Origin of the sequence: Marinactinospora rubrisoli, assembly GCF_042664915.1 — a bacterium.
In the GTDB taxonomy this organism is placed as follows: Bacteria; Actinomycetota; Actinomycetes; order Streptosporangiales; family Streptosporangiaceae; genus Marinitenerispora; species Marinitenerispora rubrisoli.
The window spans coordinates 17,494-30,515 of record NZ_JBHTBH010000007.1; the positions used below are offsets into that span (position 1 = coordinate 17,494).

At 70.0% G+C, this 13,022-nt stretch carries 12 protein-coding genes and 2 tRNA genes; 8 read left to right on the forward strand and 6 right to left on the reverse strand.

The window, feature by feature from the left end:
* Positions 1 to 59 precede the first annotated feature (59 nt).
* From ACFQRF_RS15365 to ACFQRF_RS15375, 3 genes are all read right to left on the reverse strand, one after another.
* Positions 60 to 998, reverse strand: coding sequence for a phosphotransferase (locus ACFQRF_RS15365; protein ID WP_379871780.1), 939 nt, complete (start codon positions 996 to 998; stop codon positions 60 to 62).
* Between the two features lie 261 nt (positions 999 to 1,259).
* Positions 1,260 to 2,009, reverse strand: a complete 750-nt coding sequence (locus ACFQRF_RS15370) for an SDR family oxidoreductase (protein WP_379871781.1) — start codon at positions 2,007 to 2,009, stop codon at positions 1,260 to 1,262.
* Positions 2,010 to 2,111: 102 nt separating this feature from the next.
* The gene (locus tag ACFQRF_RS15375) at positions 2,112 to 2,861 is read right to left on the reverse strand and encodes an SDR family NAD(P)-dependent oxidoreductase (protein WP_379871782.1); all 750 of its coding nucleotides are present in this window, start codon (positions 2,859 to 2,861) and stop codon (positions 2,112 to 2,114) included.
* Between the two features lie 118 nt (positions 2,862 to 2,979).
* Here ACFQRF_RS15375 and ACFQRF_RS15380 point away from each other — a divergent pair, with 118 nt between their 5' ends.
* Positions 2,980 to 3,603, forward strand: a complete 624-nt coding sequence (locus ACFQRF_RS15380) for a TetR/AcrR family transcriptional regulator (RefSeq protein WP_379871783.1) — start codon at positions 2,980 to 2,982, stop codon at positions 3,601 to 3,603.
* 407 nt (positions 3,604 to 4,010) lie between these two features.
* Positions 4,011 to 4,823, forward strand: a complete 813-nt coding sequence (locus ACFQRF_RS15385) for a hypothetical protein (protein WP_379871784.1) — start codon at positions 4,011 to 4,013, stop codon at positions 4,821 to 4,823.
* A gap of 125 nt (positions 4,824 to 4,948) precedes the next feature.
* On the opposite strand, the gene ACFQRF_RS15390 is transcribed toward ACFQRF_RS15385, so the two are convergent.
* Complete coding sequence (locus ACFQRF_RS15390) at positions 4,949 to 5,947, reverse strand: cupin domain-containing protein (RefSeq protein WP_379871785.1); 999 nt, start codon at positions 5,945 to 5,947, stop codon at positions 4,949 to 4,951.
* 274 nt (positions 5,948 to 6,221) lie between these two features.
* On the opposite strand from ACFQRF_RS15390, the gene ACFQRF_RS15395 reads away from it, so the two are divergent.
* Together ACFQRF_RS15395 and ACFQRF_RS15400 are read left to right on the forward strand one after the other, a co-directional pair.
* Positions 6,222 to 6,890, forward strand: coding sequence for an NAD(P)H-dependent oxidoreductase (locus tag ACFQRF_RS15395; RefSeq protein ID WP_379871786.1), 669 nt, complete (start codon positions 6,222 to 6,224; stop codon positions 6,888 to 6,890).
* A gap of 348 nt (positions 6,891 to 7,238) precedes the next feature.
* A tRNA-Lys gene (locus ACFQRF_RS15400) sits at positions 7,239 to 7,303 on the forward strand.
* A gap of 227 nt (positions 7,304 to 7,530) precedes the next feature.
* On the opposite strand, the gene ACFQRF_RS15405 is transcribed toward ACFQRF_RS15400, so the two are convergent.
* Positions 7,531 to 7,893, reverse strand: coding sequence for a hypothetical protein (locus tag ACFQRF_RS15405; RefSeq protein ID WP_379871787.1), 363 nt, complete (start codon positions 7,891 to 7,893; stop codon positions 7,531 to 7,533).
* Positions 7,894 to 8,349: 456 nt separating this feature from the next.
* Here ACFQRF_RS15405 and ACFQRF_RS15410 point away from each other — a divergent pair, with 456 nt between their 5' ends.
* The 3 genes from ACFQRF_RS15410 (at position 8,350) to ACFQRF_RS15420 (ending at position 11,030) form a co-directional block, all read left to right on the forward strand.
* Complete coding sequence (locus ACFQRF_RS15410) at positions 8,350 to 9,555, forward strand: hypothetical protein (protein WP_379871788.1); 1,206 nt, start codon at positions 8,350 to 8,352, stop codon at positions 9,553 to 9,555.
* Between the two features lie 7 nt (positions 9,556 to 9,562).
* Positions 9,563 to 10,612, forward strand: a complete 1,050-nt coding sequence (locus tag ACFQRF_RS15415) for a tetratricopeptide repeat protein (RefSeq protein ID WP_379871789.1) — start codon at positions 9,563 to 9,565, stop codon at positions 10,610 to 10,612.
* A gap of 100 nt (positions 10,613 to 10,712) precedes the next feature.
* Positions 10,713 to 11,030 carry a hypothetical protein gene (locus ACFQRF_RS15420; protein WP_379871790.1) on the forward strand — a complete coding sequence of 106 codons (318 nt, stop codon included), beginning with the start codon at positions 10,713 to 10,715 and terminating at the stop codon, positions 11,028 to 11,030.
* Position 11,031: 1 nt separating this feature from the next.
* Here the strand turns inward: ACFQRF_RS15420 and ACFQRF_RS15425 are convergent.
* Positions 11,032 to 11,104, reverse strand: a tRNA-Lys gene (locus ACFQRF_RS15425).
* Between the two features lie 834 nt (positions 11,105 to 11,938).
* Here ACFQRF_RS15425 and ACFQRF_RS15430 point away from each other — a divergent pair.
* Complete coding sequence (locus tag ACFQRF_RS15430) at positions 11,939 to 12,898, forward strand: LysR substrate-binding domain-containing protein (protein ID WP_379871791.1); 960 nt, start codon at positions 11,939 to 11,941, stop codon at positions 12,896 to 12,898.
* The last annotated feature ends 124 nt before the right edge of the window (positions 12,899 to 13,022 follow it).

The window sequence follows — 13,022 nt, forward strand, 5'->3', positions numbered from 1 at the left end:
CCGCCCTCGCGGCACCCCCGCGCGGTCAGTGCCCAGGGGCCACGGCCGCCCGCCGTACGTCAGCCGGTCAGGCCGCCGGCGAACGGCGTCGCCCGCCACCGGTCGATGGCCGGCTCCAGGTACTCCGCCAAGTCGGGCAACTGCGGGGTGAGCGTGAGGACGGCGATGGCCCGCAGCATGCCCACCGCGTTCACGAAGCTCATGACGTCCGCGTTCAGCGCCCGCATGCCGTTGCGCCGCGCGCCACGATCGTAGGCGGCTTCGAGATCCGGCCCGAGCGCGGCCAGATCCCACTCGACGGGACCCAGTGTCACCAGCTCGAAGTCGGCGTAGCGGTCACCGTCCACCCCGGGGAAGATGTTCGCGGGCGGGGAGTCGCCGTGGATCGGCTGCACGCCGATCCCGGGGAACGCGCTCTCGAACGCCGCGCGCGAGCGCACGAGCGGCTCGAGGACCCGCCACTCACGGCGCGCGCGGTCCAGATCCGCCGCACCGATGAGGTCGGGGCGTGCCGCCAGGAGCGTGAAGCTCTCGGTGACGAACCGCGGTTCGGCCGCGGACAGGAACGACAGCCGGCCGGGGTAGCCGCGCATCGCGGCGTGCAGGTCGGGGACGATCTCGCAGTTCGCCGCGTAGTCGGGCTCCTTGCCGCGGTCCTCCGCCACGAACTCCCAGAACGTCATCGAGAACCCGTCGCGCCGAACGGGTTCCCGTGGCACCAGCGGGCTGGGCGCGATCACGGGAACCCCCCGGTCCGCGAGCCACCGCGTCACGCCGAGTTCCGCCCGCTGACGGCGCGCCTGGACATCGAGGTCCGTGCCGTGCGGCAGAACGGTGGGAACCCGGACCACGACCGGTGCGGGGGAGAGGTGGACGACGACCGAGAACAGGTCGTGGAGCACCACGGCGTCGGTCACGGTCAGCCCGAGATCCCGCCCCGCCCCGACCGCCGCGTCGACCGCCGCGCGGGTGCGGCGGGTGCTGGGGAGTGCTGTCACGGCATCGCTTCCGGTGTGAGTCGGGAAAAGAACGGGGGCCGGGCAGCGAACCCGGAGTCCGTGTCAGAGCCCGCCGGTGATCCTATCCGTCGCGACCTCGCCGCGCCCGGCCCGCAAGCGTGCGGACGGGACCGGGGAATTCCCGGCCCCGAACGCGCGGCGGCGAAGCGAAGCACTGATGGGCGTCAGGCAGCGGCTCGAAGCGGGCTCGAATCGGGGGAGACGTGGCGAGCCGAGCGGGCACACTCCGCCGCCGCCGGATCAGTACGCGAGCTGCCCGATGCCGCCATCAACGCGCAGCACGGTACCGGCGGTGTAGGCGGACTCGTCCGAGGCGAGGTAGACGGCCGCCTTCGCCATTTCGGTGCCGGTTCCTATGCGATGGAGTGGCACCGTCCGGCGCAGTTCGTCGTAGATGGCCGCTTGGCGCTCGGCACCGAGGTGCTCGAAGGTATTGGTGACGGTCGGCCCCGGGCTCAGGCCGTTGATCCGGATACCCCGATCCTTCAACTCATAGGTCAGCCCGCGGGTATAGGACAGCAGGCCCGCCTTCACCGCGCCATAGACCGCCGCGTTCTCGTGCCCGATGAAAGCGGAGACCGATCCGACGAGAATGATCGAGGTTCGATGTGAGAAGAGCGGCAACAGGGCTTTGATGAGGAAGAACGGCGCTTTGAGATTGGTGGCGACGATCCGGTCGAATGCCGCTTCGTCCCATTCCTCGATCGGAAGATGGGTGACATCGGCGGCGTTGCTCATCAGGATGTCGAGTTTTGGCCACTCGGCCCGCAGCCGCGATGCGAGCGCCGCTTGGCCGGGAACGTCGCCGGCGTCGCTGAGGATGGGCAGCAGCGGACCCTCCAGTTGCCGAGCGGCCTCGTCCAGCCGCTCCTGTGAGCGGCCGGTGATCGCGACGGCCGCTCCTTCGGCGAGGAACTCGCGGGCCGTTTCGAGGCCGATGCCGCTGGTCCCACCTGTGATCAATGCGTGCTTTCCCGCAAGACGGCCCATGAATCCACTCTCCTTACTCGGCGCCGAGGCGCGTGGCCGGATAAAGCCGACGGGCCGTTCCCGTCGGCACGAGGCGCCATTCGGCCGGTGGCCGATCTCGACTCAGATCGCGGTCCGGCCACCGTCGGCGGCCACGATCGCCCCGGTCACATAACTGGCGCGGTCGCTGGCGAGAAAAGCGACCACGTGCGCCACTTCGGCCGGGTCCGAGGTGCGCTTGAGCGCGGTGGCCAGGCCCATGCCGCCCATGTCCGGCCCCATCGCCGCGACCACCTTCGAGGTGCGCATCGGGCCCGGGGCGACGGTATTGACCCGCACGTTCGACTCGGCGAATTCCGCCGCCCAGGTGCGCGTCAAAGATTCGACCGCTGCCTTGGTAGCGCCGTAGACCGCCATTCCCGGCGTGCCGAGGCCGGCCGCGGTAGAGCTGACGTTGACGATGCTGCCGCCGCCTTTGGCGGCCATTTTCGGCGCGAGGAGTGCGGTGAGCAGGAACGGCGCGCGCACATTGACCGCAAAGGCGGCGTCATAGCGCGCGATGTCCTGCTCGGTGGTCGGGCCGAACGTCATGATGCTCGCGTTGTTGATCAGAATGTCCACCGCTCCGGCGTCCTCGGCCAGCCCCTGCACGGCCGCCGGGTCGGCCAGATCGGCTGCGACGAAGCGCGCCGTCCCGGTGGCCTCATCACCGGCGGTGCGAAGGTCGGCCACGACCTGGGCACCGCGCTCCGGATCGGTGCCGGTGATGATCAGGTCGGCTCCCTTCGCGGCGAGAATCTTGGCCGTCGCGTGCCCGAGACCGCCGACCGCGCCCGATCCGGTGATGAGTGCCGTCTTCCCCGCGAACTCCATCGCTTAGCCCCTCGTGTCCGGCAAGTGATCGGCCGACTTTTGTGCGGCCGTTCCAAAAGTCACGCGATGGAACGTACGACTTCTTGAACGCCCTGTCAAGAAGTCGTAGGCTCGGCTGGTGGCACGAACCGGACGCCCTCGCCAGTTCGACAAGGACCAGACGCTGGCGCGCGCACTTGAGTTGTTCTGGTCCCGCGGCTACGGGGCGACATCGATCCAGGACCTGGTCGACGCACTGGCCGTCGAACGCGGCAGCCTCTATGGAACGTTCGGTGACAAACGCCGCTTCTACCTCGATGCCGTCAGGCTCTACTGGGACGTGTACGAGCGGCGCCTGATCGACGCACTCGACACCTCGCCACTCCTGCCGGCACTTCGGGAGATCCTGACCCACCCGGCACGCCTGGACGAGTTCATCTCCGACATGGGCGAACCGCGCGGCTGCCTGGTCGGCAACACCACCGCCGAACTCGTGCCCCACGACAGCGACGCCACCGAAGTCGTCGCCCGCTCCTACCGTCGCTTCACCGACATCGTCACCGACGCGCTCCGCCGCGCACAGGCCACCGGAGAAGTCACCGACAACGCCCCTCCCGAAGCCCAAGCCCAGCTCCTGCTCTACGTCGTCCAAGGGCTCTCACTCGTGTCGAGGGCGGGCCTCGACCGGACCGCGGCCCTGGCCGCCATCGACGCCGCGATCGACGGATTGCGGGCCGTGGCCCCGCCCTCCGACCTGGCGTGAAACCCGCAGCGGGTACCCGGTCCACGTGCCCGGCGGGCGTGACCTCGTCCGGTCCCACGGAGCGGTGCGGTCCGTGCGGAGCCGCCGACGAGCCGTGGCCGGTGATCCGGGTGATCGCCGCCGGTTCCCAGGCCGTTAGCCGCCTGGCCGGGCCGGCCCCCTACGGTGCACGCATGGAAAAGGACAGCAGATCGCACGCCGCCACGTGGTCGCGCCGGGCCGTGCTCGGGGGCGTCGCCGGTGCCGTAGGGGTGGTCGGATTGGGCGGCTCGGCATGGGCATCGCCACGGCCACGCCCGCTCCGCGTACTGATCGCGACGAACGAACCGTGGGGGACCTATCACGTTCGGCCGCTCCTGGCCGAGGCCGCGCGCCGCGGCTTTCGGCTGACACAACTGGTCCCCGACGTGTCACAGATCTCGCCGGACGACCCGGTGCCGGTCGCGGCACCGGCCGACGCGCCGCCCGCCGACCTGCTCGTGGTGACCGGCGCGGGCGACTGGCCGCTGGAGTGCGCGGCGCGTTTCCGGCGGCCGCCGACGGTCGCCAGTTCGCTCGCCTATCTCGGCCCCGGGGAGGCCCCCGGAGCCCGGCGGCTCCGAGGGCGGCTACGCGCCATCACGTCGTCGTCTCGGGCGGAAGCCCGCGCGTTCGCCGGCTACCTCGGAACCCGGCGCCCCGTACGCGTCGTCGGCTCACCGCAGACCGACACACTGCCGGTGCGGACACCTGAGCCGGGATCGGTGCTGGTCGTCACCAGCGTGACCCACCCGGACGGCACCGGTGGCGCGGCGCCCGGCACGGAGTTGCTACTGGCGTCCGCGAAGCGACTGCAGGAGTCGGGGAAATCGATCCTGGTCGGCCTCCACCCCCGAGAGGACCGTAGCCTCTGGGACCAGTACGAGATCAGCTCGGTGCCGACGCTGGAGGCATCGGCGCGCGCCGAGGCGGCCATCGGTATCCCGGGCACGGTGTTCCCGATGGTCACCGCTGTCGGCACCCCGGTGGTGGGGTGCGTCGATCCCGCGCTGACCGTCCCCGACCACCTGCTCGCGGTGTGCTCGTCCACGATCGACGACGCCGCGGACGCGGTACCGGCGATCGAGGCGGCGCGTCTCCCGGACGCGGCCACACTGGCCGACAGCGTCGGCCCGATCGGCGGTTCCGCAGGCCGACTGCTGGACGTCTGGGCACACGCGGCCCACGGGCGGGCCGACTAGACTCCCGGTCCCGCAAAGCCGGCCCACCGGGTGAGCAGCGTGTCCCCGACGTCGACCTCGAAGGTGCGGTCGCAGCCTTGGTGGTCATCTGCTCGGCCCGATCAGGCCGCCACTCACGAAGACCTTCAATGGGTCGCGGACGCCGCCCTCCGCAACTCGCCGCCGGTCTGATCCGCTGCCGGCCGGGCCTCGGCCATGCGGCGGAACTCGCTCGGGCTGGTGCCCCGGAGTCTCTTGAACGCCACGCTGAACGCGAACGGATCGGTGTAGCCGACGGCGCGGGCGACATGAGCGACGGTCGAGGATTCCTGCTCGACCAGGAGATCCGCCGCCAGCGTCATGCGCCAGCGGGTCAGATAGGCCAGCGGCGGCTCGCCGAGCAGATCGGCGAATCGTTTCGCCAGTGTCGAGCGGGACACCCCCGTACGCCGGGCCAGCTCGCCCACCGTCCATGGCGCCGCGGGCTCGGTGTGCAAGAGGCGCAGCGCGTGGCCGACCACCGGGTCCTTCTGGGCGGTCCACCAGGCCGGGGGGTGACCGCCGGGCCGGTCCAGCCAGGTGCGCAGCGTGCAGACCAGCATCCAGTCAAGGAGCCGGTCGAGCACGACCTGCTGGCCCGGCTCGTCGCGGGCGACCTCGGAGGCGAGGTGGTCCAGCACGGGGTCACCGGTATCTCCGGCGTCCACGCGCAGCACGACGGGCAGCGCTTCCAGCAACGACCGGCTGATCTCGCCGTGGACCGGATAGGCGCCGACCACCAAAGTCGTCGCACCACGGTCGTCACCGCCCCCTTCGCCGGGATCGTGCCAGCCCAGACGGTGCCGCGTGCCACCCTGCTCGGGCGTCGCGCAGTGCTGCCCGCAGGCGACGGGCTCTGCCGTACTGCCGGGCTCGTCGACGAAGGTGAATGTCGTCGGACCACGCACCACGATTGTGTCGTGGCGGCCGAGACGTTCGGGCGGATGCCCCTCCGGCACGATCCAGCCCGCCCCGGTGAGAGCGGTGCACAGGGTCAGCGGCGCACCGTCCACGAAGTGCAGTGACCAGGGCGGTGACAGCGTCGAACTACCGAACAGGGAGCCGCGAGCCCGCACCCCGCGGAGGAGGTCACTGGTAACGTCCACACCCACATGATAGACGATCGCAAAGGTATTGCCGCTTCTTGCCCATGTAATCGTGTGGCCGGTACGTGTTCAGTGGTCGTCATGACGCAGAAGCCCCACCTCGTTCCCGGTGCGACCGGCAGGACGGTCGCGGAATCGCCGCTCGACCCCGGCTGCGCGACACACCGATACGAGCCGCCTCCAGGCCGAGCCGGGTCCGGTTCGATCGGTCCGAACCTCACTCGATACTTCGACGGAGACGGCCTTGAGTCCACCCGTGGACGGAGGCACTGAGATGAGCACTGACGACAGCAACGCACTCACCCTGCTGGTCACGGCACACGCGGACGCCGACTCGCTGACTCACCACGTGGCAGAACGACTCGTCTCGGCCCTGCGCCCTCGGGCGGTCGAGGTGGCGGACCTGCACCGCGAGCGATTCGACCCCAGGTTCACGCCGGGAGACCTCCGGGCCTACCACGAAGGCGGCGACCACCCTCCCGATGTCGCCCGCGAACACCGCCGTCTCGACCGCGCCACCGACCTCGTCCTGGTCTTCCCCGTGTACTGGTGGTCCATGCCGGCGCTGCTGAAGGGGTGGATCGACCGCGTGTTCGTCAACGGCTGGGCCTTCGAGTTCTCGGCCGAGTCGGGTCTGCGCCCGAAGCTGCAACGGCTCACGACGCATGTGCTACCCATCGCCGGCGCCGACTCCGGCACATACGAGCGTCACGGATATGAACAGGCGCTGCGGACGCAGATCGAGCACGGCATCGTCGACTACGTCGGAAGCCGCCGTGGCGCCACCGCATTCGTTTACGAATCCGAGCAGCCCTCCGCCACGGCCACGGCGGCGAGCGTCACACGCGCCGTACGCGCCGTAAGCGAAGCCATCCGGGCCGACTCGCGCGTGCCCTCTCCAGTCCCGCACAAGACAGGAGCCCCGTCGGCAGGACAAGGGTGAGCACCCCGGCGAACCACATGTGGAATGCCGGTCAGGGACGGCAGGTGTCGGGGGCGTTCGGAACATACGTCCCAACACGGCGCTTTGCAGGGCCTGACCGACCAGTGCAAGGAAGAGGGGCGCCCGGCTTCCGGGCATCCTTCTTCTGCCATCTGGTGCCCAGACCATGTGGCCTCGACGGCCGAGTCGGCGCCGCCACGCGCGAAGGCGCTGCCAAGCCGCGTCGACGAGGCGAGCCACGCCGAGGGCCCACGGGGTCGGCTGCTCCGCTGGGCATCCGCTGTGGTAGCCCGGTTAGGTAACCGAGGGTGGTTAATGCTGGCTTCGAGCCGGGGCCACCACGGGCCATTAGCTCAACTGGCAGAGCAGCGGAGTTTTAATCCGCGGGTTCAGGGTTCGATCCCCCGAAGTCACCGCGACAGGGGTAGTACTGGCTGCGCCAGTCCCCTCGTACGACCCAGCGGTGCCGGTACGTGCGCGTTGAGGTGCTCGCGCTTCGTTCGGATTCTTCGATGCGGGCGCGTCACAGTTCGATGTAGCGGACGGGGGTCGAGATCGGGCGCCTGCGGTTCATGCGCCGACGAGCGGCGCGCGGTGCCGTGAGGTTGTCGGAGCGGACGAGCGTCTGTTCCATCAACAGTCACGTGGTCAGATTGCGCCCCAGCGCCCGGCGCACCGCAGCCGCCTGCTGCTCCTCGCCAATGTGTCCGGGCGTGGTGATCTCGCCGGGCCAGCCGTGCATGTCGGTGAACTCTATGTGCGTGGTCCCGTGCCGGTCGTAGCCGTATGGCGTGGCGAAGGACGGCGGGACCGGTGTACGGCGCAGGCGGGGCGAGCGGGCGGAGGCGAAGAGGGCGAGGCGTTCCTCCGGCGTGGGCAGGGCGTCGGGCTCGGAGGGCGGCGATGACGCGGCGCGTTCGGCTCGTCGGAGGGCTTCTTCGTGGGGAAGCCTCGCCAGGAGCCGTCCGAAGTCGGCGATGCCGGTGGAGCGCGAGAGGCGCACCCACCGGTGGCCCTATAGGCCGCCGCCGCGGCCTGGCCCCCATCCGGCTTCGGGCCGAGAAAGAACCGGAACCGGTTCGACGCCCCGTCGGTCCCGGGTCGCGTGACCGCGCCGTCATTCGCGGGGATGTCAGGCATCTCCCGCGCGGTCACCCTAATGGGCATGGAAAAACCTTTCATTGGCGGAATAGGGAAACCAAGAGAAGCCGGAACGGTTCGCTTTTGTAATTGATCGCGCGAAGCGGCCAGCCGGCTTTTCTCCGGTCAGGGCTTCGGCTACGCCGTCGACGTGGGTGAACAGCGACCTGGGGCATCCCGGCCGAGATGCCGCGGCCAGGACACCGCTTGCGGCACACCACGATGTAGGTGAGTGTTCACGGGTGTGCCCGCCCTTCCTGGCCGGACCTGGCCAGTTCGGAAAATCGCCGCGGTAGACGGGTTCGGCAGAATCAGGGACATGCGGTGGATGTGGGTGTGGGTGGGCGGATCGGCGACCCTGGCGTGTGCCGGGCTGGCCGTGGCCCTCTCCATGACCGATCTGGAGCGGCTCTCCTGGATCGCCGGGGCCGGATCCTTCGTCACCGCGGTCCCTTCGCTGGTACTCGCCGTGATCCTGGCGCGCGCCCAGCCGCGCCCCGAACCCGCCCGACCGGAGGATGCGGCCACCTCGAACCGGATCGGCTCCAGCAGCGGCAGCGCGGCGGTGCAGGCTCAAACGGTGCACTCACCGGTTCAGGAGGCCGGCCGCCACGGCGACACCTACCACGCCGGGCACATCCACATCACCCACGCACTCGCGGAGCCGGCGCCCGAGGCTGGGCAGAGAGGGACGGGGTGGGCAGGGCGTGCGGTGCGGGTGGCCGAGGCCAGCCCACGTGCGCTGGGGGTGCACCCGGCCCGACGCTCCGCGGAGGATGGCACCGATCTGCCGCCCTATGTCCCCCGCGATATTGACGCCACGTTGCAGCGGTTCCTGGCGCGTGCGGGTGAGCGGGGTGGGGCGGTGCTGGTGGAGGGCGACTCCACCGCGGGCAAGACCCGCGCCACGCTGCACGCCCTCCAGCAGACCCTGCCCGGTCGTCTCCTGTACGCCCCCACCCCGGGAGATGACCTGCGCGACCTCGCCGCCCATCTGGCCGCCACGCGTCCTGCGGAGGGGGCGGTGGTGTGGCTGGACGATTTGAACCGCTTCCTCGGTTTGGGCGAGCACGGGCTGACCGAACGTCTGCTGAATGAACTTCTTCGATGTGGGGTGGTGGTGGCGGCCACGCTGCGCGCCGAGTACGCCGACACCTACCGCGACATCCCCCTCCGCGATGACGGGTCCCGGACAGGGACGCGGAGTGAGCGGGAGACCGCCGCCGCGCTGCTGCGGCGCTTCACCCGGGTGAACCTGGACCGGGTCTGGAGCCTGGAGGAGGTCGCGCGCGCCGCCGCGGCCGGGGACGAACGACTGTCCGAGGCAGCGGCCCGCCATGGGCTGCACGGCATCGCCGAATACCTCGCGGCCGGGCCCGAACTGGTGAAGGCGTGGCGTGAGGCCCGGCGTTCCACCGCGCGCGGCGGGCATCCGCGTGGGCATGCCGTGGTCGCCGCCGCAGTGGATCTGGCCCGTACCGGCCTGCTCACCGCCCCCACCCGCGCTGCTCGAACAGATCCATGAGGTCTACATGGCCGAAGCCGCCGTGCTGCGCCCCGAACCCTTCGGCCAGGCGCTGGCGTGGGCCTGCCGCCCGGGAGACCTGGGAGCCAGCGGCCTGCTCGTCCCCGCCGAAGGCGAGGGGTGCTGGCGTGCCTTCGACTACCTCGTCGAAGCCACCACCGCCCCTGTCCCGCTACCGGTTTGGGAGGCCGCGTTCGACCACGCCGCCGGCGTGGTCGAACGCCTAATCATCGCCCTCAACGCCGACGACGCTGGCCACCACGACCTCGCTCTGGCCGTCGTTGAACCCCTCGCGCACACCGGGGAGCCCGGTGCGATGCAAATTATGGGCTACTGGGCTGAGCATGACGGCCGCCTGATCGAGGCCGAGGATTGGCACCGCCGCGCCATCGACGCCGGCAACACCTACACGCTGAACAACCTCGGCCTCCTGCTCGCCGACCAGGAGCGCTTTGAGGAAGCCGAAGAGTTCTACCGCCGCGCCATCGACGCTGGCGACAGCGACGCCCTGGTTAACCTCGGCAACCTGCTCGCGGACCGGGGACGTTTTGAGGAAGCCGAAGAGTTCTACCGCCGCGCCGCCGACGTCGGCGACACCGAAGCGCTGTTTAACCTCGGCCTCCTGCTCGCCGACCAGGAGCGCTTTGAGGAAGCCGAAGAGTTCTACCGTCGCGCCGCCGACGCCGGCCACACCAGAGCGCTGAACAACCTCGGCAACCTGCTCGCCGACCAGGAGCGCTTCGAGGAAGCCGAGAAGGTCTACCGTCGCGCCGCCGACGTCGGCGACACCAGAGCGCTGAACAACCTCGGCAACCTGCTCGCCGACCAGGAGCGCTTCGAGGAAGCCGAGAAGGTCTACCGCCGCGCCATCGACGCCGGCCACACCAACGCTCTCCTCGGTCTGGCGCTCGTGTGCTGGCAGCAAGGGCGGCGAGGTCAAGCAGTCGAGTTGGTGGAGCGGGCGGTAGCCGAGTTCGCCGGGGCGGGGCAGGAGAAGTTGCGGGTGCTTGCTGCCGGTCTGCTGGAGTTGTGGCGAGCCGAGGGCGATGCTGGCTGAACCACCGCGCCGGGGCCGGCCAGCGAACATGGGGCGGCGCGGGCGCGGCCCCCGCCTCGGCCAGGCAACGCGTCAACCGCCGAGACTGCTGGCCGAGCTGGTGACCTTTGGCGAGAACAACCACAGGGGCGACCACGGCAGCCGCTGTCCGGATCATGGCGAATATGGCGCCCTGAAATCACAGAGCCGTCTCTGTGCCGCATCCAAGTCCGGACCGGAGTTCTTCTTCGACAATCAGTTGAAGAATGATGGAGACCGGCTGGCTCGGGATGCTCTGTGGAGAACAACCTCAGGCTTTGCGGCGCTTTCCCGCACCAATGCAATCAGTATTGGTGAACGAAAGAGCAACCTGGAGCGACCGGCAATGAAGACCGAAGCCTTCAACTCAAGCCGCATATGCTCTGACCTGCGAGAATAGGTGGGCCACCAGGGGATCGAACCCTGAACCCGCGGATTAAAAGTCCGCTGCTCTGCCAGTTGAGCTAATGGCCCGTGGTGGTCTCGGCTCGAAGCCAGGATTCACCACCATCGGTTACCTTACCGGACTACCACAGCGGATGCACAGCGGAGCAGCCGACCCCGTGGTTCCCCGGGCGTGGCTCGCCTCGTCGGCGCGGCTCGGCGGTATGACGGCTCCAGCGGGGACGCGGGGGCCACGGGGGGCGCGGCGCCGGGAGACGGCGGGAGGGTGCCCGGGCACCGGGCGCCCTCTGCGGGGGGGGGGCCTACGCCGTCGCGGCGCGGATGGCCGGCGCCATGGCACCCGCGATCACGGCCGGGATCATGCCGTCGCAACGCGCGACCGTCTGATCAGCAGTGACCTCGTCCGCTTTTTGCGATATCCGGGATCGCGTCCCTCCTGCTCATCGTCAATCCCGGGCTGTGGATCCTGATCGCGGTCACGTCCATTTCCGGTGTCCTCGATGCATATTCGATGCCGGCCATCGGTGATCTGCCTCCCTATCTCACGACCGGGGACCAACCGGCGCGTGTCAAAGGGATGCGTGCCATTGATCGATGGGTAATTGCCCATGTAATGAGACCAATACGTCTTGGAACACATGACACTGGCCGGAGTCGGTATCCGGGGCCGAGCCGAAGCCCGACGGTGAATCTGATGTACCGTTGTCGTCCGGCTCGGCAACGGCTGAGGTGATGATCGGCCGCGCATGCCGGGCGTTCGGGCAGGTGCGCCGGCCGGTTCGGGTTCCGGCGGGGGTTGGTGATGGCATCGAGGCGACGGCTCGTCATCACGCTCGCGGTGCGGGGGCGCCCCGATCGGGTGGGCGTGTTCGGGGGTGTCGGTTCCGCTGAGGGGGTGCTGCCGTGACACGGCAACCGGATGTGACCCTCACGCAGCTTCGCTACTTCGTCGAGGCCGCGACCGTGCTGAGCATGACGAAGGCGGCCGACGAGCTACGGGTCGCCCAGTCGGCGGTCTCGGCGGCGGTCGCGCAGCTGGAGCGGCAGGTGGGCACCCCGCTGTTCATTCGCCGGCACGCGCGGGGGCTCGTCTTGACCGCGGCGGGGGAGGAGTTCCTGCGGGATGTGCGCGGCCTGCTCGCGCACCTCGGCGAAGTCCTGGACGCGGCGCGCGGACGTGGTGACGACGTGCGCGGGCACATTCGGCTGGCGTGCATGGTCACGCTCGTCCCGTTCGTCATGCCCGACCTGCTCGCGGAACTGAGCGCGAACCGTCCGGGGCTCGAAGTCGAGGTGCTCGAACTCGAAGCGGCCGCCGTGAGCGCCGCGCTGCGCAGCGGCACCGTCGAGGTGGCCGTGACCTACGACCTGGGGCTCGGGCCCGGGGTGGCGCGCGAGGTCATCGCTGAGGCGCCGCCGTACGTCATCCTGCCGCCCGGGCACCGGCTCGCGGAGCTGTCGCGGGTCCGGCTGCGCGACCTGGCCGATGAGTCCATGGTGCTCCTCGACCTGCCGCACAGCCGCGAGTACTTCCGCGAGTTGCTGGCCGCCGCCGGTGCGCAGCCCCGTGTCGCCTACCGGTCGCACAGCGTCGAGGCTGTCCGTGGGATGGTCGCCCGAGGGCTGGGCTTCTCGCTGCTGAATCAGCGGCCGGTGCTGGACGGCACCTACGGTGGCGGGCGTGTCGAGTCGCGCCCCATCGCGGACGACGTGCCGTCGCTGTCGGTGGTGGTGGCGTGGATGGAGGCGGTGCGGTGCACCGCCCGGGCCCGTGCCGTCACCGACAGCGCCCGAGCGGTGGTCGAACGACTCGGGTCGGCGACCGCCCGGCCGGGTGGGAACGCCCGCGCTCCGCACTCCTGATCCGGCCGGTCCGCGCGATCCGGCCGGCCGAAGCGTGCCCGATTGCATCGGCGAATCCGATGCACGGGTTCAAAAACATGTTCTGGCCTGTTGCATTGGATTCCCCGAGACTCGGATGGTCGGC

Bases quoted from the DNA above. Each gene is read 5' to 3' on its own strand.
- ACFQRF_RS15370 (WP_379871781.1), bottom strand. From the start codon at position 2,009: ATGGGCCGTCTTGCGGGAAAGCACGCATTGATCACAGGTGGGACCAGC.
- ACFQRF_RS15415 (WP_379871789.1), top strand. From the start codon at position 9,563: ATGGCCGAAGCCGCCGTGCTGCGCCCCGAACCCTTCGGCCAGGCGCTG.
- ACFQRF_RS15395 (WP_379871786.1), top strand. From the start codon at position 6,222: ATGAGCACTGACGACAGCAACGCACTCACCCTGCTGGTCACGGCACAC.
- ACFQRF_RS15410 (WP_379871788.1), top strand. From the start codon at position 8,350: ATGCGGTGGATGTGGGTGTGGGTGGGCGGATCGGCGACCCTGGCGTGT.
- ACFQRF_RS15375 (WP_379871782.1), bottom strand. From the start codon at position 2,861: ATGGAGTTCGCGGGGAAGACGGCACTCATCACCGGATCGGGCGCGGTC.